General features: G+C 70.5%; 16 protein-coding genes and 1 pseudogene. 11 read left to right on the top strand and 6 right to left on the bottom strand.

All coding sequences use genetic code 11. The annotated features are described in order from the left end of the window. Positions 1–3: 3 nt before the first annotated feature. Positions 4–1,248: an HRDC domain-containing protein gene (locus JOD54_RS32260; protein WP_204455704.1), complete on the bottom strand. Its 1,245-nt coding sequence runs from the start codon at positions 1,246–1,248 to the stop codon at positions 4–6. 99 nt (positions 1,249–1,347) lie between these two features. After that, entirely contained in the window at positions 1,348–2,064 is a 717-nt protein-coding gene (locus tag JOD54_RS32255) for a response regulator (protein WP_033400965.1), read from the bottom strand. 257 nt (positions 2,065–2,321) lie between these two features. Here JOD54_RS32255 and JOD54_RS32250 point away from each other — a divergent pair, with 257 nt between their 5' ends. Further along, entirely contained in the window at positions 2,322–3,473 is a 1,152-nt protein-coding gene (locus JOD54_RS32250) for a dipeptidase (protein ID WP_307860454.1), read from the top strand. A 241-nt stretch (positions 3,474–3,714) separates the two neighbouring features. Further along, positions 3,715–6,168, top strand: coding sequence for a M14 family zinc carboxypeptidase (locus JOD54_RS32245; RefSeq protein ID WP_372440425.1), 2,454 nt, complete (start codon positions 3,715–3,717; stop codon positions 6,166–6,168). Positions 6,169–6,221: 53 nt separating this feature from the next. Here JOD54_RS32245 and JOD54_RS32240 read toward each other — a convergent pair whose 3' ends face one another. Then, complete coding sequence (locus tag JOD54_RS32240) at positions 6,222–6,992, bottom strand: GntR family transcriptional regulator (protein WP_204455702.1); 771 nt, start codon at positions 6,990–6,992, stop codon at positions 6,222–6,224. A gap of 128 nt (positions 6,993–7,120) precedes the next feature. Between JOD54_RS32240 and JOD54_RS32235 the strand changes: the two genes are divergently transcribed. After that, a complete protein-coding gene (locus JOD54_RS32235; protein ID WP_204455701.1) occupies positions 7,121–7,558 on the top strand; it encodes a hypothetical protein in 438 nt (145 codons plus the stop codon). A gap of 26 nt (positions 7,559–7,584) precedes the next feature. Here the strand turns inward: JOD54_RS32235 and JOD54_RS32230 are convergent, their stop codons facing one another. Together JOD54_RS32230 and JOD54_RS32225 are read right to left on the bottom strand one after the other, a co-directional pair. Next, entirely contained in the window at positions 7,585–8,247 is a 663-nt protein-coding gene (locus tag JOD54_RS32230; RefSeq protein ID WP_204455700.1) for a fasciclin domain-containing protein, read from the bottom strand. A gap of 206 nt (positions 8,248–8,453) precedes the next feature. Continuing rightward, positions 8,454–9,014: a DUF3000 domain-containing protein gene (locus tag JOD54_RS32225; RefSeq protein ID WP_204455699.1), complete on the bottom strand. Its 561-nt coding sequence runs from the start codon at positions 9,012–9,014 to the stop codon at positions 8,454–8,456. Positions 9,015–9,153: 139 nt separating this feature from the next. On the opposite strand from JOD54_RS32225, the gene hemE reads away from it, so the two are divergent. The 8 genes and pseudogenes from hemE to JOD54_RS34890 all read left to right on the top strand — a co-directional run bounded on the left by hemE (position 9,154) and on the right by JOD54_RS34890 (position 17,371). Continuing rightward, positions 9,154–10,221: a uroporphyrinogen decarboxylase gene (hemE, locus tag JOD54_RS32220; RefSeq protein WP_204455698.1), complete on the top strand. Its 1,068-nt coding sequence runs from the start codon at positions 9,154–9,156 to the stop codon at positions 10,219–10,221. 3 nt (positions 10,222–10,224) lie between these two features. After that, on the top strand, positions 10,225–11,625 hold the full coding sequence (gene hemG / locus JOD54_RS32215; RefSeq protein ID WP_204455697.1) for a protoporphyrinogen oxidase: 1,401 nt from the start codon (positions 10,225–10,227) through the stop codon (positions 11,623–11,625). Positions 11,626–11,644: 19 nt separating this feature from the next. Beyond that, positions 11,645–12,337, top strand: a complete 693-nt coding sequence (gene hemQ, locus JOD54_RS32210; RefSeq protein ID WP_204455696.1) for a hydrogen peroxide-dependent heme synthase — start codon at positions 11,645–11,647, stop codon at positions 12,335–12,337. Between the two features lie 441 nt (positions 12,338–12,778). Further along, on the top strand, positions 12,779–14,035 hold the full coding sequence (locus JOD54_RS32205; RefSeq protein WP_204455695.1) for a CoA transferase: 1,257 nt from the start codon (positions 12,779–12,781) through the stop codon (positions 14,033–14,035). 511 nt (positions 14,036–14,546) lie between these two features. Next, positions 14,547–14,921: pseudogene (locus tag JOD54_RS34895) on the top strand (transposase); the annotation flags it as partial. A 547-nt stretch (positions 14,922–15,468) separates the two neighbouring features. Further along, the gene (locus tag JOD54_RS32190; RefSeq protein ID WP_204455692.1) at positions 15,469–15,669 is read left to right on the top strand and encodes a hypothetical protein; all 201 of its coding nucleotides are present in this window, start codon (positions 15,469–15,471) and stop codon (positions 15,667–15,669) included. A 390-nt stretch (positions 15,670–16,059) separates the two neighbouring features. Then, on the top strand, positions 16,060–17,130 hold the full coding sequence (locus JOD54_RS32185) for a helix-turn-helix domain-containing protein (RefSeq protein WP_239573577.1): 1,071 nt from the start codon (positions 16,060–16,062) through the stop codon (positions 17,128–17,130). A 10-nt stretch (positions 17,131–17,140) separates the two neighbouring features. Next, positions 17,141–17,371, top strand: a complete 231-nt coding sequence (locus tag JOD54_RS34890; RefSeq protein ID WP_239573576.1) for a hypothetical protein — start codon at positions 17,141–17,143, stop codon at positions 17,369–17,371. Between the two features lie 48 nt (positions 17,372–17,419). Here JOD54_RS34890 and JOD54_RS32180 read toward each other — a convergent pair whose 3' ends face one another. After that, positions 17,420–20,605: a S8 family serine peptidase gene (locus JOD54_RS32180; RefSeq protein ID WP_204455691.1), complete on the bottom strand. Its 3,186-nt coding sequence runs from the start codon at positions 20,603–20,605 to the stop codon at positions 17,420–17,422. Positions 20,606–20,725 lie beyond the last annotated feature (120 nt).

The following is a 20,725-nucleotide window of genomic DNA, read 5'->3' as shown; positions in this document are numbered from 1 at the left end:
GGACTAGCCCGCCGTCGCCTTCAGGGCCGTGCACAGCGGGTCCAGGGTCAACCCGATCTGCCACTCCCTGGCGCCACCGGCCCGCAGTGCCGCCGTGACCGACGCGCTGTCCACATCGGCGGGCGGCTGCCAGCAGGTGCGCCGCACCAGGTCCGGCTGCAGGAGGTTCTCCACCGGCACCCGGTGCGCCTCGGCGATCTTGCTCAGCGCCGACCGGGCCGCGCTCAGCCGCGCGGCCGCCTCCGGGTCCTTGTCGGCCCAGCGGTTGGCGGGCGGCGGGCCCTCGGCGGGGGGAGCCGGGTCCGGCAGGTCGGACTTCGGCAGGGCCGCCGCGGTGCGCAGGGCCCGCATCCAAGTGCTCGACAGCCGCCGCTGCGCGCGCCCCTTGAACACCGGGAGCTGCAGCAGCGCCTGCTCGTCCTGCGGGTTCACCGACGCGGCCTGGATGATCGCGCTGTCGGGCAGCACCCGGCCGGGCGCGATGTCGCGCTCCTTGGCCATCGCGTCGCGCGCCTCCCACAGGGCCCGGATCGAGGCCAGCCCCCGCGGTGTGCGGACGCTGTGGATGCCGGAGGTGCGGCGCCACGGTTCCTTGCGCGGTGGGGCGGGCTCGGCGGTGCGCAGCGCCTCGAACTCCTCCAGCGCCCACTCCAACTTGCCCTGCTCGCGCAGCTCGGCCTCGAGCGCGTCCCGCAGCTGGATGAGCAGCTCGACGTCGAGCGCGGCGTAGTTGAGCCAGTCGACCGGCAGCGGGCGGCGGGACCAGTCGGCGGCGCCGTGGCCCTTCTCCAGCCGGAACCCCAGCAGCAGCTCGACCAGCGTGCCGAGCGCGACCCGCTCGAAGCCCGCGAGCCGCCCGGCGAGTTCGGTGTCGAACAGCTTGCCGGGGCGCAGGCCGAGGTCGGCGAGGCAGGGCAGGTCCTGGGAGGCCGCGTGCAGCACCCACTCGCCGGTGTCCAGGGCGGCCACCAGGGCCTCCACCCGGTCGTCCACGGCGACGGGGTCGATCAGGAACGTCCCGGCCCCCTGGCGGCGCACCTGGACCAGGTAGGCGCGTTGGGAGTACCGGTACCCCGAGGCGCGCTCGGTGTCGACGGCGATGGGTCCGTGCCCCGCGGCGATGCGGTGGGCGGCCCGCTCGAGCGCGGTCAGGTCCACCACGACGTCGGGGGTGCCCTCTTCGGGCTCGGTGAGCAGGACCGGAGCAGGCGGTTCGACAGCGCTGGGTCCTGAGCCGGTGGTCGTCACGGCCGATGACCCTACGGCACGACCGGTGACACCCGCCGTCAGATCAGCAGCAGTCGTGTGGCTGGGCCATGCCCAGCCCAGCCACACGACTGCTGTTGTCTACCTGATGACGCCTGCCCGCATGGCCAGCGCGACCATCTGGGCCCGGTCGCCGGTGCCCAACTTGCGGCCGATCCGCGACAGGTGAGACTTCACCGTCAGCGCCGAGAGGTTCAGCGCCTCGCCGATCTCCTTGTTGGACTGGCCGTCGGCGACCAGTTGCAGCACCTCGACCTCGCGCGCCGACAGCTCGCGCGGGGTGTTGTCGGTGCCGGGGACCCTGGTGCCCGTGGCGAGGACCGGGGCGACACTCGGGTCGGCGTAGACGCCACCCTCGAGCACCCGGCGGACCCCGTCGGTCACCACCACCGGCGACGCGGACTTCAGCAGGTAGGCCTGAGCGCCCGCCTGGAAGGCCGATCGAACGGCGTATGGGTCGTCGGACGATGCCAGCACGACGATGCGCGGCCAACCGTGGCTGCGCAGTTCCGTGACCAGCTCGATCCCGCTACCGTCAGGCAGACCCAGGTCGAGGATCGCCAGGTCGCACGGCCCGGTGGCCTGCGCTCGCGCCCTCGCCTCGGCCACCGTGGCGGCCTCGTGCACTGTGCCCGCGCCCATCTGTGTGAGCCGAGCCGCTATCGCCTCCCTCAACAGTGGGTGGTCGTCAACCACCAGCACTGAGAACAGCTCCTCCCGCGGGTGCGGGACCATGTTCGCCGGCAAGGCGCCGGCTGGCGTGGTTCGAACGGCCTGACCTAAGCCGACGGCAGCCACGTCACTACCTCCCTGGAGTCGGTCGTTGCCCCCCGACCGGCACTGGGACTTTCGACCAAACAGCCGCGCCGCCGTTGGACCGAAAGTGGTGTCGACGAAGGCAGCCTAGCCGCCCAAGCGGGTTAGCGGGACGATCAATCGGGTAAGTATCCGATCGGGTTGTGACTGAGGGCCGTCGATGTCACACGATTGGGTGAGTCCCCGAACGGTGACGTAACGGGCAGCCCCCGCTACGCGATGAAATGGAGTCACGGGTAGTGCACAACCCCTCGGTAGACCGGGCTCGAGCGTTGCTCAGCCGCACCCCTCTTGTCGACGGACACAACGACCTCCCCTGGGCTCTGCGTGACCGCCATGGGAGCGTTCCCGCCGTCACCGCCGCCCTCAGCGACCTCACCAGCACCCTGCCCGGCCTGCACACAGACCTGGGCAGGCTCCGCGACGGCGGGGTCGGCGCCCAGTTCTGGTCGGTGTGGGTGCCCTGCTCGCTCGCCGAGCACGAGGCGGTCACGGTCACCGTCGAACAGGTCGAACTCGTCCACCGGCTGATCGCCGCCTACCCGGCGGACCTGGCCCTGGCCACCACCGCTGACCAGGTGGAATCCGCCTTCGCCGAGGGCAGGATCGCCTCGCTGATCGGCGCGGAGGGCGGCCACAGCATCGCCAGCTCGCTCGGTGCCCTCGGCGCCCTGCACCGCCTCGGGGTCCGCTACATGACCCTCACGCACAACGACAACACGCCGTGGGCGGACTCGGCCACCGACGAGCCCGGCGTCGGCGGGCTCTCGGAGTTCGGCCGCGAGGTGGTCGCCGAGATGAACCGGCTCGGCATGCTCGTCGACCTGTCCCACGTGGCGGACACGACCATGCGCGACGCCCTGGACGCGACCACGGCGCCGGTGATCTTCAGCCACTCGTCGTGCCGCGCGGTGGCCGACCACCCGCGCAACGTGCCCGATGACGTGCTCGAACGGCTCCCCGGCAACGGCGGCGTGCTGATGGTGACCTTCGTGCCCCGGTTCGTCTCGCCCGCCATCGCCGCCTGGGACGACCGGATGGCCGAGGCGATGGCCGCGCAGGGCCTCAAGCACTCCGACCTGGTCGTGCGCGAGCGGTTCTTCGAGACCTGGGAGGGCCGCCACGAGCAGCCCCAGGCCACCCTGGAGGACGTCGTGGCGCACCTGGAGCACGCCCGCGAGGTCGTCGGGATCGACCACATCGGCATCGGCGGCGACTACGACGGCTGCCCCGACATGCCCACCGGGCTCACCGACGTCAGCGGTTACCCGGCGCTGCTGGGCGCGCTGCTCGACCGCGGCTGGAGCGAGGACGACTGCGCGAAGGTTGCAGGGCGTAACGTCCTGCGGGTCCTCCGTTGCGCCGAAGAGGTGGCGGGCACCGTCGGATAACTGGCAAAAGGTAATTTGTCTTGAGCGTCCGGTAATCGGACAGCGCGCTGGAATCGGCCAATTCCCGTCGTGGCCCCATCGGCGCAACGCCGTTGCGCTGTCGGCCAACTGGCAACCGGTAACGCATTTCGCCGTATCCATCCGTGGCTAGCGTCACGCTCGTCGCCCTCGCGCGTGCGCGGGCGAGCTTCGGGAGGAGACGAGCTTGAGCTCACCAACCAGACGCGTTCCGGCCGCACGGGTGCTCGCCGCGGTCGGTCTGAGCGGGGCCGTGGTCTTCGGCCTCACCACGGCCACCGCGCCCACCGCGGCGGCCGCGGACAACATCCTGCGCGCCGACGCCGACGTGGCCCGCTCCTGCTTCGAGCGGCTGCTGCCCGCGGGCACCAGGGGAACCGCGCACCGCGAGGTCACCAGCGCGGTCAACGGTCTGGTGCAGGCCCGGCTGAGCCAGACCGGCTCGGGCGCCGGGGACTGGGACCTGGCGGTGTTCGACAAGGCGACCGGCGGCGTCGTGGCCGCCTCCGCCGCGCTGCGCAGCGCGGAGCTCGCGGAGAGCTTCGTGACCAAGGACCAGCGCTTAGTCGTGCAGGCGTGCCGCTACGCCGGGACTTCGCGCACGGTGAAGCTGGGCGTGGACTTCCTGGCCATCAACAACCAGGGCGGCTCCACCGCCGTCCCGCGCGCGGAGATCGTCCGCGTGGAGACCCCGACCCGCCAGCAGAAGGACCGCCTGCTGGCCCTGGACCTCGACGTCACCGAGAAGGCCGACGCCACCGGCGTCGAGGTCGTGCTCGCCGACGACGCCGACCGCAAGACCCTGGCCGACAGCGGACTGCGGTCCACCGTGGTGCAGGCGGACCTGACCGCCCGCTCGATCGAGAACACCAAGCGGGACAAGGACTACGCGGCCAAGGGCAAGGCCTCCGCGCTGCCCTCCGGCCGGACCACCTACCGGCACCTCTACGAGTACGACTACGAGGTCAAGGACCTCGCTCGGCGCAACCCCGGGCTGGTCAAGGCCTTCACCCTCCCCAACGCCACCTGGGAGGGCCGCGAGGTCAGCGCGTTGGAGATCGCCACCGACGTCGACAACGCCGCCGACGGCAAGGCCGTCAACGTGCTCATGGGTGTGCACCACGCGCGCGAGTGGCCCGCGGGTGAGCACGCCATGGAGTGGGCGCACGAGCTGGTCAAGGGCTACCGGGCGGGCGGAGAACTGCGGTCGCTGGTGGGCAAGACCCGCAACATCGTCATCCCGATCGTCAACGCGGACGGCTTCTCGATCTCCCGCGAGGCCGAGCCCAAGGGCGACTTCACCCGCTTCGACTACGAGATGAAGCGCAAGAACTGCAACGTCAACGACTCGCCGGAGGCGTTCCGCACCGGCGTCTGCAAGGCGAACCCGGCAGGCCGCCAGCGCGGCACCGACCCCAACCGCAACTACGCGGGCTTCTGGGGCGGCGCAGGCGCGTCCACCGCGTGGAGCAGCGACACCTACCGCGGCTCGGCGCCGTTCTCCGAGCCGGAGACCCGCAACATCCGCTCGCTGGTGTCCACCCGCCAGGTGACCAACCTGATCACCCTGCACACGTACTCGAACCTGGTCCTGCGCGTGCCCGGCGTCGCCGACGTCCGCCCGCCGCTCGACGAGCCGGTGTACAAGGCGCTCGGCGACAAGATGGCCTCCCGCAACGGGTACACCAGCCAGCCGTCGTGGATGCTCTACGACACCACGGGGTCCACTGAGGACTGGTCGTACTTCGCCACCGGCGGGTTCGGCTTCACCTTCGAGATCGGCCCCAACGAGTTCCACCCGACCTTCGAGGCGGGCGTGGTCGCCGAGTACACCGGCACCGCCCCGGCGGCGGGCGCTGGCAAGGGCGGCAACCGCCAGGCGTTCATCGACATGCTGGGCAACGCCGCCGACCCGGCCGCGCACTCGACGCTGATCGGCTCGGCGCCCAAGGGGTACCAGCTGCAGCTGCGCAAGGCCTTCCAGACGCCCACCTCCCCGGTGGTCAACCCGGACGGCACGGTCGGCCAGCCGCTGTACGTGGCGGACACGCTGACCTCCAACCTCACCGCCACCGGCGGCCGCTTCAGCTGGGCCGTCAACCCCTCCACCCGCCCCTACGTCGCGGGCCGCTACGGCCGCGACCCCAAGGGCCCGGCCCAGTCCAACATCACCCTGCCCAACCCGGCCGGGGTTCCGGCGACCAACACCAACTTCCCGGAGGACATGACCGCGGAGCGCGTGTCGTTCCACGTGGATGGTCTGCCCAAGGTGGACAACGGCAAGCTCCAGGTCTCCATCGCCTGGGCCAACCCGGCCACCGACTGGGACCTGTACATCTTCGACGCCGCGGGCAACGTCGTGACCTCCTCGGCCAGCGGCGGCACCAACTCCGAGCGCGCCGTCCTGTTCGACCCGCCCGCGGGCGACTACACCGCGGCGATCGTGAACTACTCCCAAGCAGGCCCCACGACCGACGACTGGGCCGACCTGAAGGTGGAGTTCGCCTCCCCGCTGCCGACCACCTACGGCCCGAAGGAGCCTTACCAGCTCACCTGCTCGGACAAGCGCGGCCGCCTGGTCGGCCTCTCCGACGTGTACGTGGACCGCGGCCAAACCATCGACGTCGGCGACGTTTGCCAGCGTTCGGCCCGCTCCAACAAGGAACGCAAGCGGTAAGTCTCTCCAGGCACACGGGCCGCTCCCCACTCGGGGGAGCGGCCCGTTGTCGTTCAGTCGGGAACGGGGAAGTCGTAGACCATCTCCGCGCTGTCCGCCGCGATGAGGGACAGCATCACCTCAACAGGCCGACCGGTCTGGTCGGTGATCGTGCGCACGAACTCCAGGACCGGCGTGCCCGGGAGCAGGCTCAGCGCGGAAACCTCGTCGGGAGAAGGCATCCTCGCCGACCACTCCTCGCGAATCCGCGTCGGGGTGTGCCCGACCGCGTCCAGTTGCGCGAAGTCCGAGGAGCCAGGCTCGGTCTCCCGCAGCGTGCTCCGCTCGACCACGTCGAGCGGGTAGTAGGAATCCGCGATCTGGATGGGATGGTCGTCCAGGAACACCAGACGCTGCCGTGTCCACACGGGAGTGTCGGCCGGGAGGGCGAGCCGCTGGGCGACCTTCTCCGGAGCCGGGACCGTGGCCAGCAGTCGAACCACCCGACTCGCCTTGCGGTTCTGCTCCGCCGCTTCCGCGCCCAGAACAGCTTTCTGCCAACGACTCCGGGCGTACCGCTCGGTTCCGTGCCGCTGCATGTGCCGCCGCTCGCGCACGAACACGCCGCGCCCCTGGTGGGCGACCGCGAGCCCCTCGTTCTGGAGCGTGGACACGGCGGTCCGCGCGGTCATCCGGGCAACGCCGTACTGCTGCATGAGGTTGTTCTCGCCAGGGAGCCGATCGCCCGGCTGGTACTCGCCCCGCGTGATCGCACCGCGCAGATCACGCGCGATATCCGCGGCGTTCACCCCAACCTTGACTTCCGTCTCGTCTTCTCTAGGCATGTCAACCATGCTAGCCGCCTCGACCGCAGGCCTAAAGATATAGGAGCATAACTAGCCAAGTTGACAGATCTCTAGGTATCTGCGACGGTGGTGGGGATCGCTCGGAGAGGCACACAGAGGGCATAGGTATGACAACGACGACCCTGAAAAGCTGTCTGTCCCGTGTGGACATGTGGCGCGAACTTCCTCGACTGGCGGAGGTCGCGCACGCGCATATCGGGCGACATCCCGGACTTGTGGTGGCCAGCGTGGAGGTGTTCACCACCGATCTCGGCCCTGGGCGTGTGGTGGTCCACGTTCCCGGCGATCTGGCACTGGCCTGCACGCGGCTGTTGGCTTGGCGGGACACGCTGACGCGGGCATCCTCGTGCTTGGAGATCGAGGCCGATCCCCAGCAGCCCAAGGCAATGATCTTCGGTCGGCTCTACGAGGGCACGCCTGCTACCGTGGTCGCACCGCTGGCCGAAGAGCACGTGGTGGGTGTCGAGCGCAGTGAAGTTGGCGACAGGGCAATGGTTTGGCTTCGCGCTCGTGCCGAGCGGGTTGTATCCGCCGCGCGGGAGTAGCGCGGCGGACACAACCCGGGAACCGCTTAGCTCTTGGGCATGAGGACCGAGTCGATCAGGTACACCGTGGCGTTGGCGGTCTTGACGCCGCCGCAGATGACGTTGGCGTCGTTGACCTTCAGGTTGTTGCCGGAGCCGGTGACCTCGACGGTGCCCTTTTCCACGGTGGTCTGGGAGCCGACGACCGCGGTCGGGGACTTCTGGCCTGCGACGACGTGGTAGGTGAGGATCTTGGTCAGCAGGGCGTCGTCGGTCTTGAGCTTCTCGATGGTCGCCGCGTCGATCTTCTTGAAGGCGTCGTCGACGGGGGCGAAGACGGTGAATTCGCTGCCGTTGAGGGTGTCGACGAGGTTGACCTTGGGGTTGAGCTTGCCGGAGACGGCGGCGACGAGGGTGGTGAGCAGGGGGTTGTTGCCCGCGGCGACGGCGACGGGGTCGGCGGCCATGCCGGAGACGGATCCGGCGCCGCTGGGGACGGCCTTGGCGTAGTCGGCGCAGCCGGGGCCGACCAGGTCGGCGGCCGGGTCGGCCATCGCGGAGGTGGTGGTCATCGGCGCGGCCGCGCTGGTGGTCGTGGTCATCGCGGTGGAGCCGGTCGCCGAGTTGTCGCTGCCGCCGCAGGCCGAGGCGAGCAGGGCGAGCGCGCTGATCCCGGTGATGGCGACGGCCGTGCGGATCTTGTTGTGCATAGCGGGTGTCAACTCCCGAGCTTGGTGGTCCACTGAGGACTGGAAGGAGATTCGGTCCGGCCGGACTGACGTGCTCTCACCGGTGATTCGCCGCCGCGGGCGATCCGGTTTGGCGCCATCGAGGACGAATTCCCGCTACCGCGCGAAAGCGGTCACCACGCGAACGGAATTCGCCCCACTACCACCTCGGGGCGCATTCCGCCGGACTATTCGCCCCGGCGCTGCTCGAACAGCGCGACCCCCACCGGCGGCAACCCCACGACGCTGGCCATCAGGTCGAGGAACGCCTCCCCGTGCGGCGCGAGCTCCCCGGTCGGCGTCCACGACGCCCGCAGCTCCAGGTCGTCGGTGCGCTCCGGCCCGGCGATGTCGCCGAAGCGCGCCGAGGACGTGTCGGTCACCGTCCCGCCCAGCGCGGTGAACGCCGCCCCCGAGGCCGCCAGGGCGTCGGTCAGCCACGACCAGCCCACGCTGGGCAGCAGCGGGTCGTCCGCCAGCTCGGCGTCGAGTTCGGCGCGGACGTAGGCGACCACGCGCAGCACCCCGGCCCAGGCCTCCTGGCCCTCGGGGTCGTGCAGCAGGATGAGTCTGCCGGTGGCCTGGACCTCGGCCGGGCCGAGCGCCTCGGCGGTGAGGGCGAACGCGTACGGGGCCAGCCGTTGCGGCGGGCGGACCTCGGCCAGCTGCAGCTCTGGCCGGGGGCGCAGCGACTTCAGCGCCTGGACGGCCTGGGTGAAGAGTTCAGGCGCGGTCGACGTTCCAGTCACGACTGGTAACTGTAGGACCACCCGAGTCGGTGAGGGGGTAGGGCGCGCCGAGGGTGCGGCCCGGGATCGGGCCACCGACAGTGTGAGCTTGCGCCCACGCGAACGGGGACACCGGGGGTCGTGGGAGCATGGGGGAGCGATGACTGAACTGATCACCCCGGCCGCCGCGCGCCGCCGGAGCCTGCCGTCCGCACCGTTCCTGGTCGCCGCGCGCGGTGGCGTGCCGGAGCGGGTGCCGGTGTGGTTCATGCGCCAGGCGGGCCGCTCGCTGCCGGAGTACCGGGCCCTGCGCGCCGGGACCGCCATGCTCGCCGCCTGCTTCGACCCGGCCATGGTCACCGAGGTGACGCTGCAGCCGGTCCGCCGCCACGGCGTCGACGCCGCCATCCTGTTCAGCGACATCGTGGTGCCGCTGGTCGCCGCCGGGGTCGACCTGGACATCGTCGCGGGCACCGGCCCGGTCGTGGCCACCCCGGTGCGCGACGCGGCCGCCGTGCGCGCGTTGCCGAGCCTGCACCAGGACCAGGTCGAGCCGGTCGCCGAGGCGGTCCGGATGCTGACCCGCGAGCTGGGCGACACGCCGCTGATCGGGTTCGCGGGCGCGCCGTTCACCCTGGCGTCGTACCTGGTCGAGGGCGGTCCGAGCCGCAACCACGAGCGGACCAAGGCCCTGATGCACGGCGAGCCGGACACCTGGCACGCGTTGCTCGACCACCTCGCCGACACGGCGCTGACCTTCCTGCGCGCGCAGCTCGGCGCCGGTGTCGACGCCGTGCAGCTGTTCGACTCCTGGGCGGGCGCGCTGTCGCTGCGGGACTACCGCGAGTTCGTGCTGCCGCACTCGACGAAGGTCCTCAGCGGACTCGCCGACGCGGGCGTGCCGAGGATCCACTTCGGCGTCGGCACCGGGCACCTGCTCGGGGCGATGCGCGAGGCGGGCGCCGACGTGGTCGGGGTCGACTGGCGCACCCCGCTCGACGTGGCCGCGCGCGCCGTCCCCGGCGCCGCCGTGCAGGGCAACCTGGACCCGGCGGTGCTGTTCGCCGGTGACGACGTGGTGCGCGCCGAGGTCGACCGGATCGTCGCGGAGGGCCGGGCGGCCGCCGGGCACGTGTTCAACCTGGGCCACGGGGTGCTGCCGCAGACCGACCCGGACGTGATCACCCGAACCGTCGCGCACGCGCACAGCCTGCCCACCGGGCGCTGACCGGTGCGGGTCGCGGTCGTCGGCGGGGGGATCGCCGGGCTGGCCGCGGCGCACCGCCTGCGCGCACTGCTCGGCCCGACCGCCGAGATCACCGTCGTCGAGCAGTCCGACCGGCTCGGCGGCAAGATCCGCACCACTGAGCTCGCCGGTCGCCGCTTCGACGTCGGCGCCGAGGCCTACCTGACCCGCCGCCCCGAGGTGACCGCCCTGCTCGCGGAGCTGGGCATCGCCGACGTCACGCACCCGACCAAAGCCCGCTCCACCGTCCGCGCGGGCGGCGTCACCCGGCACATCCCCGGTGGTCACGTCATGGGCGTGCCCGCGCGCGCAGCCGCCGTCGCCGACCTGCTCACCCCCGAGGGCCTGGCCCTGGTCGCCGCTGAACCCGACCTGCCACCGCTCACCCTCGACGGCGACCAGGCCCTGGGCCCCCTGCTGCGGTCCCGCTTCGGCGACGAGCTGCCAGAACGCCTGGTCGACCCCCTCCTCGGCGGCGTCTACGCGGGCAGCGTCGACGGTCTCGGCCTACGCGCGACCCTGCCCGCCATCGCCGATGCGCTCGACGCAGGCGCCACGTCCCTCACCGAGGCCGCCGCCCGCTGCCTGCCGACCCCGACCGGTCAGCCGGTCTTCGGCACATTGCGCTCCGGTCTCGGCAGCCTGGTCGACCGGCTCGCTGAGTCCGCCACCCTCCGCCTCGGTGTCCCGGTCCGCGAGGTGACCAAGACCGCGACCGGCTGGCGGCTCACCCTCGGCGCCAACGCCGCCGCCCACCAGCCGCCCGACCCCGTGCTCGCCGTCGACGCCGTCGTCCTCGCCGTCCCGGCCGCCGCCGCGCGAAAGCTGCTCGACGGGGTCGTGCCTGCTGCGGCCGCCGCGTACGGGCGGGTCGAGGTCGCGTCCATGGCCGTGGTCGCGCTGGCGCTGCCCGAGGGCACGGAGCTGCCCGGAACGTCCGGCGTGCTGCTCGGCGCGGGGGAGCGGCGCCTCGGCGGCGGGCCGTTCGCGGTGAAGGCGTTCACCTTCTCGGCGTCCAAGTGGGCCCATCTCGGCGGTGAGACCGTGATCGTGCGGGGCTCGGTCGGCCGCTTCGGCGACCCCGGCGCGCTCAAGGCCGACGATGACGAACTGGTCCGCCTGGTGCGCGCCGACCTCGTCGAGCTCACCGGGGTCACCGCGCCTCCGGTCGACGCGGTGGTGACCAGGTGGGGCGGCGGGCTGCCCCAGTACGGACCCGGCCACCCGGCGCTCGTCGCGGAGATCGAACGCGCGGTCGCCGCCGAACCCGGGCTGGCCGTGGCGGGCGCGTCCCTGCACGGCGTCGGCATCCCCGCCTGCATCGCCACCGGCGACACCGCGGCCCGGCGTGTCGCTGCCCACCTGGCGCGCCACCGCACCGGGTGAGGGTGCGACGATGGTGGGCATGGCCCGCCTGAACTACGCCGAGCTCAACGACACCATCCGCTACACCATGTGGTCGGTCTTCCGGATCGAGCCGGGCAGGCTGCCCGACGACCGGGGCACCGCCGCCGCCGAGACCACCGAGTACCTCGATGCCTTGGCGGGCAAGGGGGTCGTGGTCCGCGGTGTGTACGACCTGGCCGGTCTGCGCGCCGACGCCGACTACATGATCTGGTGGCACGCCGAGGAGGTCGAGCAGGTCCAGGCCGCCTACACCGGGTTCCGCCACACCGCCCTCGGCCGCGCGTCCACCCCGGTCTGGAGCCAGGTCGCCCTCCACCGCCCCGCCGAGTTCAACCGCAGCCACATCCCGGCGTTCCTCGCCGGTGAGGAACCGCGCAAGTACATCTGCGTGTACCCGTTCGTCCGGTCCTACGAGTGGTACCTCCTCCCGGACGACGAACGCCGCAAGATGCTCGCCGACCACGGCAAAGAGGCCCGCGACTACCCGGACGTGCGGGCCAACACGGTGGCCTCGTTCGCCTTGGGCGACTACGAGTGGATCCTTGCGTTCGAGGCGGACGAGTTGCACCGCATCGTCGACCTCATGCGGCACTTGCGGGGGACTGAGGCGCGGTTGCACGTCCGGGAGGAGATCCCGTTCTACACGGGTACGCGGGTAGTGCCCGCGGAACTGGTCGCCAACTTGCCGTGAGGTGTGAGCGGCGCCCGCTGTGCTGGCGATTGTTCGGATGTGCTGGCTGAGGCGGTGGCGCCTAGGCGGATCGTGGCGAGTTCGGCGCTGGATGTGATCGCGCGTCCGCGCGGGGACGAGTTCGCTGTTCTCCGTTGAGGCGGCATCGTGCTCGCCGGTCGGGGCGCGCATGTGCTGGCCGCCCGGGAGTTTTCGTGGGTGCTGGCGGCCAGAACCTCGGCGTGCACCTCGGCCAACTGTGCACCGTTGGGCGAAAACGACCGCACCGATCGGGAAGTCGCCCGCCGCCGGAGCGAGTCGAGCCCGCGCGGGGCTGACGTGCGTTTGTGAGCGTGGGAGGAGCGCGGTCGTGAGTGGTGCCTGCCGTGCCGCATCGGTGGTCCCGTGGCTGGGGCGCGGTTGCTCGTTCGAGGCGGGTGCCGGGTTGGTCGGGAGTCCGCTGTGAAGTTGGTGGGCGATGAGCGGGTGGTCGCGGGGCCGTATCGGGTGGCGCACCTGGCTGCTCGGTGTGTGGGGTTGGTGACCGAGGCGGCGGGGGTGCTGCTGCGGTCGCGGGGCGTGGAGCCGGGGCCGGTGTCGGTGGATGTTCGGCATGCGGTGGAGGCGTTTCGCAGCGAACGGCACCTGCTGCTCGACGGTGCGCCGGTTGGTGATCTGTGGGCGCCGTTGTCCGGGGACTACCGGGCGCGGGACGGGTGGGTTCGGTTGCACTGCAACTACCCGCACCACGCGTCGGCGGTCCTGTCGGTGCTCGGCGAGGACGTTGCCGCTGGGGTGGCTGCTCGTGCGGCGGATGACGTGGTTGATTCCGTGTTGGCCGCTGGTGGCGCGGCTGCGGCTTTGCGGTCGCCTGCCGCGTGGGCTGATCACGCGCAGGGGCGGGCGGTCGCCGCGGAGCCGGTGGTGGCTGTGGAGCGGATCGGCGATGGGCCGCGGCGGCCGCTGGAGCGGGCTGATCGGCCGTTGGCCGGGGTTCGGGTGCTGGACCTGACCCATGTGATCGCGGGCCCGGTGTGTGGTCGCACCCTCGCTGCCCACGGCGCGGACGTCCTGCACATCGGCGCCGAGCACCTGCCGGTCATGCGGCCGGTGTTGGTGGACACCGGTTTCGGCAAGCGCAGCGCTTGGCTCGACCTGCGCCGTCCCGAGGATTCCTCCCGTCTGCGCGAACTGTGGGCTGACGCGCACGTCATGGTGCAGTCATATCGACCAGATTCTCTTGCCGCCAAGGGTTTCGGTCCGGCTGATGCTCCACAAGGGACGGTCTTGGTGTCGCTGTCCGCCTACGGCCACACAGGCCCTTGGCGCGGACGGCGAGGCTTCGACAGCCTGCTGCAACTGGCCACCGGAATCGCACACCGCGGCTCGACCGCCCCCGTCCCCCTTCCCGCCCAAGCCCTCGACCACGGCACCGGCTGGCTAGCCGCCCTGGGAACACTCGCAGCCCTACACCGCCGCTCCACCGAAGGCGGAACCTGGCACGTCCGGGTGTCGCTCGCCCGCACCGCCCACTGGCTCACCACCCTCGGCCGCATCGACTCCGCGGAGTCTCCCGCCCCTGTTGACCCCTATCTGTCCGAAATGGACACCCAACTGGGCCTGATCCGCCACGTCCTTGTCCCCGGCACATTGCCCGGCTCCCCACCCCGCTGGGACCACGGCCCCCACGTCCCTGGTTCCGACCCCGCGACCTGGTGAACACTGGCTCTTGGCGCTGAATGTTCACCCGTTCCGGCGACAGAAGTTGTCCACATGTGGATCTCCGGCGGGCCTTTTCAAGATCCTTTGTCGGCGGGGCCCAGGAGACTGCTCCAGGGACGCCTCCCCGGAGCAATGTCACTTACTTAGCGGGGGCTACGGGAGGTGGGCGCGGCGCCGAAGTGATCTTAGCGGTGCGTGTTGCAGGGTTCGTGCGTGGGTGTGATGGGCAATTTGCGGCCGATTGTGTCGGATCATGAGAAATTGACTGACGCGATCGGTATCGGGGTGTTGACACGATTGTTGACTCGAGACCTGGTTGTCGATGCGGCGGATCGTCGGGAGAAACGGGTGCGATTGTTGCCCGCCCGGGCGATGTTCTTTGGTACGAGCTGTGAAGAAGTCCTGCGGAAACTAGCGCACGGGTTGCAGACCGTGGGGTCGTGGCGGAAAGAGCGGACGGCCCCGACCGTCGGGGCGATCTCGAAAGCGCGGATGCGACCTGACTGAAGTGCGGGTGGTGGAGTACGAGATCCCGAATCGAGACGGAAAGAAAGATGTCATTCGACTGATCACCAACCTGCTGGAGCCGATCGACGCACTCGCGGGCGAGTTGGCGGTGATCTATCACGAGCGATGGGAAGTCGAGTCGACGTTCGACGAGATAGAGACACGGATGCGTGGCGGGTCGGACGTGGTGTTGCGATCCAAACATCCAGAGACCGTGCGGCAAGAAATCTGGGCATTGTTCCTGACACACTACGCGGTCCGACATCTCATGCACGAAGCCGCCGAACACGTCGGCATCGATGATGATCGCTTGTCGTTCGTCCGCTCGTTCCAGGCGATACGCCGCCAGGTCTCCGACCAGGCGGCGTATCCCCCCAACAGGCTCACCGCCGCGATCACCGAGACGATCAGCGAAATCGTTGAACGACCCAACCCGCCACGGCGAGAACGCAGCCACCCCCGAGCGGTCAAACAAGCACGTAGCCGATACAAACAGAAGAAACCCGACCAGGCAGGCACCCGCTACGACACACCTCCACGCATCGTCATCCGCAAACCCCGCACCAAAAACCTCGCAACACACCCCACTAAACAGCGCAAAGACCTAAGTAAGCGGCATTGCCCCCGGAGAGGGTGGGGGCTGGACGTCGCTCGGTGGGGCGCGGCAACGAGCGTTCGGCGGTGGCGAGGGGCGCGTGCGGGCCGCTGGGCCTGCGAGGGCGGTGGTCGAGCTGCGGGGACGGAAGGCGTTGCGGTTGGTCGGCGCTGGGGCAAGCGCGGTTCTGCGGGCCTAGGTCGTTGCGCACGCTCTGAACGAGCTGGGAGCTTGGGTGCGGGCTCGCAGTCGCACCTGTGGTTCCAGCTCGGGAGGGATCCCGGGATTGGTGCGCGGGTTGAACCGGTCGGATGTCGGGCCTAGGACGGTGGAGCAGCTTCAGATCTTCACCGAGGAGCTGTGCTGTGAGTACGCGTGGCGTGATGCGGGCACCGCTGGGTGGTTGATGCTGCTGACCGGGTACATCGAGTACGACATGGGCAACTACCGGCAGGCTGAGCTCGATCGGGCGGCGGGGTTCCGCGTGGGCGAGGAGATCGGGTACGGAGATCGTCGCGTGGGCGTTTGAGATGAGTGCGTGGTTCGCGCTGACTTGGGGCGGCTGAACGCGGTTGGTCATGCTGGTGAGGCGGCCGGGCGGTCGTGATCGCAGTTCGATGCGGGCGGCGGAAGCACGCTGGCGGTTGTCGCACTGCGCCAAGGGGGTGTCGCCGAAGCTTCGGAATGGACCTCGGCGGCGCTTGCTGCCGAACGTAAGTCGTTCAACGAACTGGTGATGGTCGCTGGCGAACCGCGCCGAATCGAAGCGGCGGCTCACCAACAGGGGGGCGGCCGCTGGCAACGAAACATATGCGCGCCAGGCATATTCGCCGTTGCGTGTTCTCGAACGGTTCCACACTCGGGTGGACGACCGTGCGGGAGGTGGATCTTGAAGGCGTGCGACATGTGCCGTCGCCCGATGGCTTCGGACAACAGCGGGCGGTTCTGTGCATCCTGTGCCCGCAGGGTCGGTCCGGCGTCGCCTGCTGAGGAGAAGCCGGATGAGTTTTGGCGTCGGCCTGCGTTGCGTGAGGCTTTGCGGTCGAAGCACATCGGCTATGTCATCAACGCGTATCGCCTGGAGCACCGCCCGGTTCTGACGCAGGCTGCGGTGGGTCGTTGGTTGGGGTTGGGGCAGCCGCAGGTCAGCAGGTTGGAGTCGTCGCGTACGCCTGTCCACGACTTGAACAAGCTCGAGGCTTGGGCGCGGGCGTTGCGTATCCCGCAGCCGTATCTGTGGTTCCAGCTCGGGAAGGTGTCTGCCCAGGTCGGGGTGGACTCTGATGCTCCGTGGGATGAGTTGGTGCGCGGGTTGAACCGGTCGGATGTCGGGCTTAGGACGGTTGAGCAGCTTCAGGTCTTCACTGAGGAGTTGTGTTGTGAGTATGCGTGGCGTGATGCGGGGGAGTTGAAGGCTGAGGCTCGGAGGTGTTTGCAGGGCATCTCGACCCTGTTGTCTGGTTCGTGCTCGTTGGTGGAGCATCGGGAGCTGTTGGTCACCGCTGGGTGGTTGATGTTGCTGACCGGGTGCATCGAGTACGACATGGGCAACTACCGGCAGGCTGAGCTTGACCGGTCGTCGGCGTTCCGGGTGGGTGAGGAGACCGGGCACGGGGAGATCATCGCGTGGGCGTTCGAGATGAGTGCGTGGTTCGCGCTCACCCAGGGACGACTCAACGCGGTTGGTCCTGCTTGTGAGGCTGGCACGGCGGCGGCGCCGAACTCGTCGGTGGCGGTCCAGCTATCAGCGCAGGCCGCCAAGGCTGCTGCTCGGATGGGTCGGCGGGAGTCGGTGACCAAGATCCTCGATCAGGGCTACCGGCTCCTCGGCCAACGAGCGCCCGACACGGCCGGACAACCACTTCGTCATCGACCCGACCAAGTGGGACTTCTACGCGATGGACTGCTACCGGATCGTGGGCGAGGACCGGCGCGCGGCGGAACACGCCCAGGAAGTCCTGCGAATCTCGCGGCGGCCGGACGGCTCTGACCGGAGTCCCATGCGAGCCACCGAAGCACGCCTGACGTTGGCTGTTGTCGCACTGCGCCAAGGGGATGTCGCCGAAGCAGCGGAGTGGACGACGACGGCACTGGCTGCCGAACGCAAGTCGTTCGACTCACTGGCCATGGTCGCCGACGAACTCCGCGCGGAGGCCGAGCGGCTGTTCCCGAACGACCCCGTCGCCAAGTCGGTCACCGAGCCGATCAAACAGGCGCTGATGCGCGCTTAGGTGACCCGAAGCGGCGGCCCACCACCAGGGTGGGCCGCCGCCAAGGGTCTACTTCTTGATCAGGTAGGCGCGGATGATGGTCTGCTTGACTGTTCCGCCACGGCCGTCTTCTGCCTTGGCGCGCAAGGAGACCGAGGTCGCGGTGCGGGGGTGGTCGAGGTGGATGGCGCCGTCGCGGATGTGGGTGGAGCGCCAGGTTTTGCCCTCGTCGTAGGAGACGTCCACGGAGAGGGTGCGGGGTTTGGTGTGCCTGCCGTCCTCCAGTTGGAGGGTGACGGGGATGGTGAAGCGGCCGGGTGCGGCGGAGTTGTCGGGGCGGAGTTTGGCGTCGAAGCGGACCGCGGACAGCGGGAGGGCGCTTTGGCGCGGGTCGGAGCGGAACGTCCAGGTGGCGGAGACCTTGGTGCTCACCTGGAAGTCGGCGGGGCGGGTGCCCTCGGTTTCCAGGCGGTAGTCGGCCGCGGCCGTGGGGACCGGGAACTGGCCGCTGCCCGCTGCACTGGACTCGCCGATCTTCTTCCCGTTGCGGTAAAGGGTGGTCCTGGCGGAGTCGGTGAGCGAAAGGCCCCAGTTGCCCGGTCCGTCGCTCCACAGGCCCACGTTCACCCGCAGGGTGTCGTTGTCGCGCGAGGCCCACGGGGAGCTCGCGCGGGGCAGGCCCGGGCCGAAGATCCCGTAGTTCGCCCGCAGCCGGTAGGTCTGGCCCGCGCGCGGGCGCAGCGGCTCGGCGATGTAGTACGAGTCGAGGCCCTCTGGGCTGCCGACGTCGACGCCGCCTTCCCACTGGACGTTCTCGGCGTTGACGTAGTCGGTGATCTCGTGGTCGGCCACGCGGCCGACGAAGACCAGGCCCGCGCGGCCGGTCAGCGAGGTGGCGCCCAGTGTGCGACCCGCCGTGCCGCCCGCCCTGCCCACACCGACGGTGGTGCGCAGCGTGGCCAGGTCCCGGCGGGTGACCACCCTGGTGAAGCCGGTGGGCACGGATTTCTCCTGGAACCAGGCCAGGGCGTGGAAGTCGGTCCCCGGTCCGTCCCAGTAGAACTGGTTGGCGGTCCAGGTGAACACGTCGGCGGGCAGGTCGGGGCCGATCTGCCCGGTCCACAGGGTGTTGAGGTCGTCGACGCCGAGCACGGCGCCTGCCCAGCGGTCGCCGAAGCGGGCCTCGTAGCCGGTGAAGCCGAACAGCGGCGCGACCGTGGTCGGCGCGGTCACCCGCACCGGCTTGGTCTTGCGCGCGTCCAACACGACCTCGGTCGCGCCGGTGACCTCGAACGCCGGGTACGCCAGGTGCCGGAACTCGGTACCCGCGGGCGCGGTGTACACGTTGTCGAGGATGTGGCGCCCCTTGGGCAGCCGGGTCTTGGCGGTCCCGTCCGCCTCCGGGATGATGAACTCGAAGCCTTCGCTGTCGACGCCGAGCGCCGTCGAGAGCCAGTCCGCGGACGGCTTCCCGTTGGGGCCCAAGAACTTCAGCGTCACGTCATAGCTCTCGACCTCGCGGTCGACACCGATCGGCGTGCGGCTGTTCTGCCCGCCGCCAGTGGCGACCACGGACCCGCTGTAGTGCCCGTCGAGGCTGCCCAGCCGGGTGTCGCCGGTGACGGTGACCTTCGCGCTGCCGCCCGCGGGCACGGTCACCTTGGCCGGGCTGACGGTGAGCAGACCGCTGGGCGCGGGCTTGCCGTCCGGCCCGAGCGCGTCGACCGCCAGGTCCAGGTTGACGGGTGTGCTCGCGGAGTTCTTGTAGGTCAACTCCGTGCTCACCGGCTTGTCGTCGTTGTGCGGCCACAGTTGCGCCCCGAAGCTCACCGTCGTCGGGCTCGTGGTCACGTTCTGCGCCAACGCCTTGGCCACGTCGACGCGGCCCGCGCCCTGCTGGTAGCCCGAGAGCCCGGCGGTGGGCTTGGCGGAGGCGGTCAGGGCCGCCTTGATCTGCGCGCCGGTCCAGTCGGGGTGCTTCTGCGCCAGCAGCGCCGCGGCGCCCGCCACGTGCGGGCTGGCCATCGAGGTGCCCGACATGGCGACGTAGCCCGGCTCCACCGGGTCGCCGAGGAGCCCGTCGGCCGACTTGGCCGCCGCGATCCCGGAACCGGGCGCGGTGACGTCCGGCTTCACCGCGGCGTCGCCGATGCGGGGGCCGCGGCTGGAGAACGGCGAGAGCGAGTCGTCGCGCTCCACCGAACCGACGGTCAGGGCAGCGTCCGCGGTGCCGGGTGTCCCGACGGTCTTGGGCCTGCCGGAGTTGCCCGCGGCCACCACGAACAGCGTGCCCGTCTCGGCGCTGAGCCGGTTGACCGCCTCCTCGAGCGGGTCGATCCCGGGGGTGTCGTCCGCGCCGAGGCTCATGTTGACGATGTCGGCGCCGTTGGCCACCGACCACTCGACCGCCGCGATGATCCACGACAGCTGCCCGCCCGCGATCCCGAGCGCCTTGGCGTCGAGGATCTTGGCGCCGTGCGCGATGCCGCGGTACTTCGCGCCCGTCCCGGCGATGGTCGAGGCGACGTGCGTGCCGTGCCCGACGACGTCGGCGTCGGTCGGCTCGTCGGTGAAGTTGTGCTGGGCGATCTCGCGCGAGGCCAGGTCCGGGTGGGTCTGGTCGACGCCGGTGTCGACGACGGCGACCGTCACGCCCGCGCCGGTCACCCCCGCCTGCCAGGCCGCGGGCGCACCGATCTGCGCGGCGCTGCGGTCCAGCGACGGCGCCACCTTGCTGTCGAGCCACACCTTGCCGCCCGCCGCGGTCAGCGCCCGCCACGAGCCCGCCAGCGCGGACTTGTCCGCCGCGAGGGCCCGGGCACCGCTGAGCGGCAGTTCGCGCACGGTCCGCACGCCCGCCGCCCGGGTGCTCGGCCCGGTCTGGATCAGCGGGAGGTCCCCGCGCCGGTCGTCGTAGCCCGCGTCGGCCAGCGCCGCCACGTCGAACAGCTGCCGGTCGAGCTGCCCGGAGGCCACCAGCGGCAGCGCGTCGAGCGGGATGACGTAGACGTGCTCGCCGACGGTGAAGCCGCGGAAGCCGCCCCGGCGCCGGGTGTCCGGCATCAGCACCGGCCTGCGGGTGCCGGTGGCGTCGGCCTTGGTGAGGCCGACGCGGTCGCCGGTGATGAGGGTGACGACCGTGGTCGGCTCGGCCGGGGCCGCGGTGGGTGCCGCGGCGGCCGGTGGGCTGAGGGCGATGGCGAGACCACCGACGAGCGCGGTGGCGGTCAGCGCCGCTGGAATTCTATTTCGCATGGATGTACCCCGGTCCGTGATGGGAATGAGGGGATGCACTGAAGGGCCGGAACACCGGCACGAGGAAAAGGAACGTCGAATGTCTGGCCCCAGTGCCGACGAAGCTATCCACACCGCCGC

Source organism: Actinokineospora baliensis (genome assembly GCF_016907695.1).
Taxonomy (GTDB): domain Bacteria; phylum Actinomycetota; class Actinomycetes; order Mycobacteriales; family Pseudonocardiaceae; genus Actinokineospora; species Actinokineospora baliensis.
This window is presented reverse-complemented; position numbering and strand designations above follow the sequence as displayed.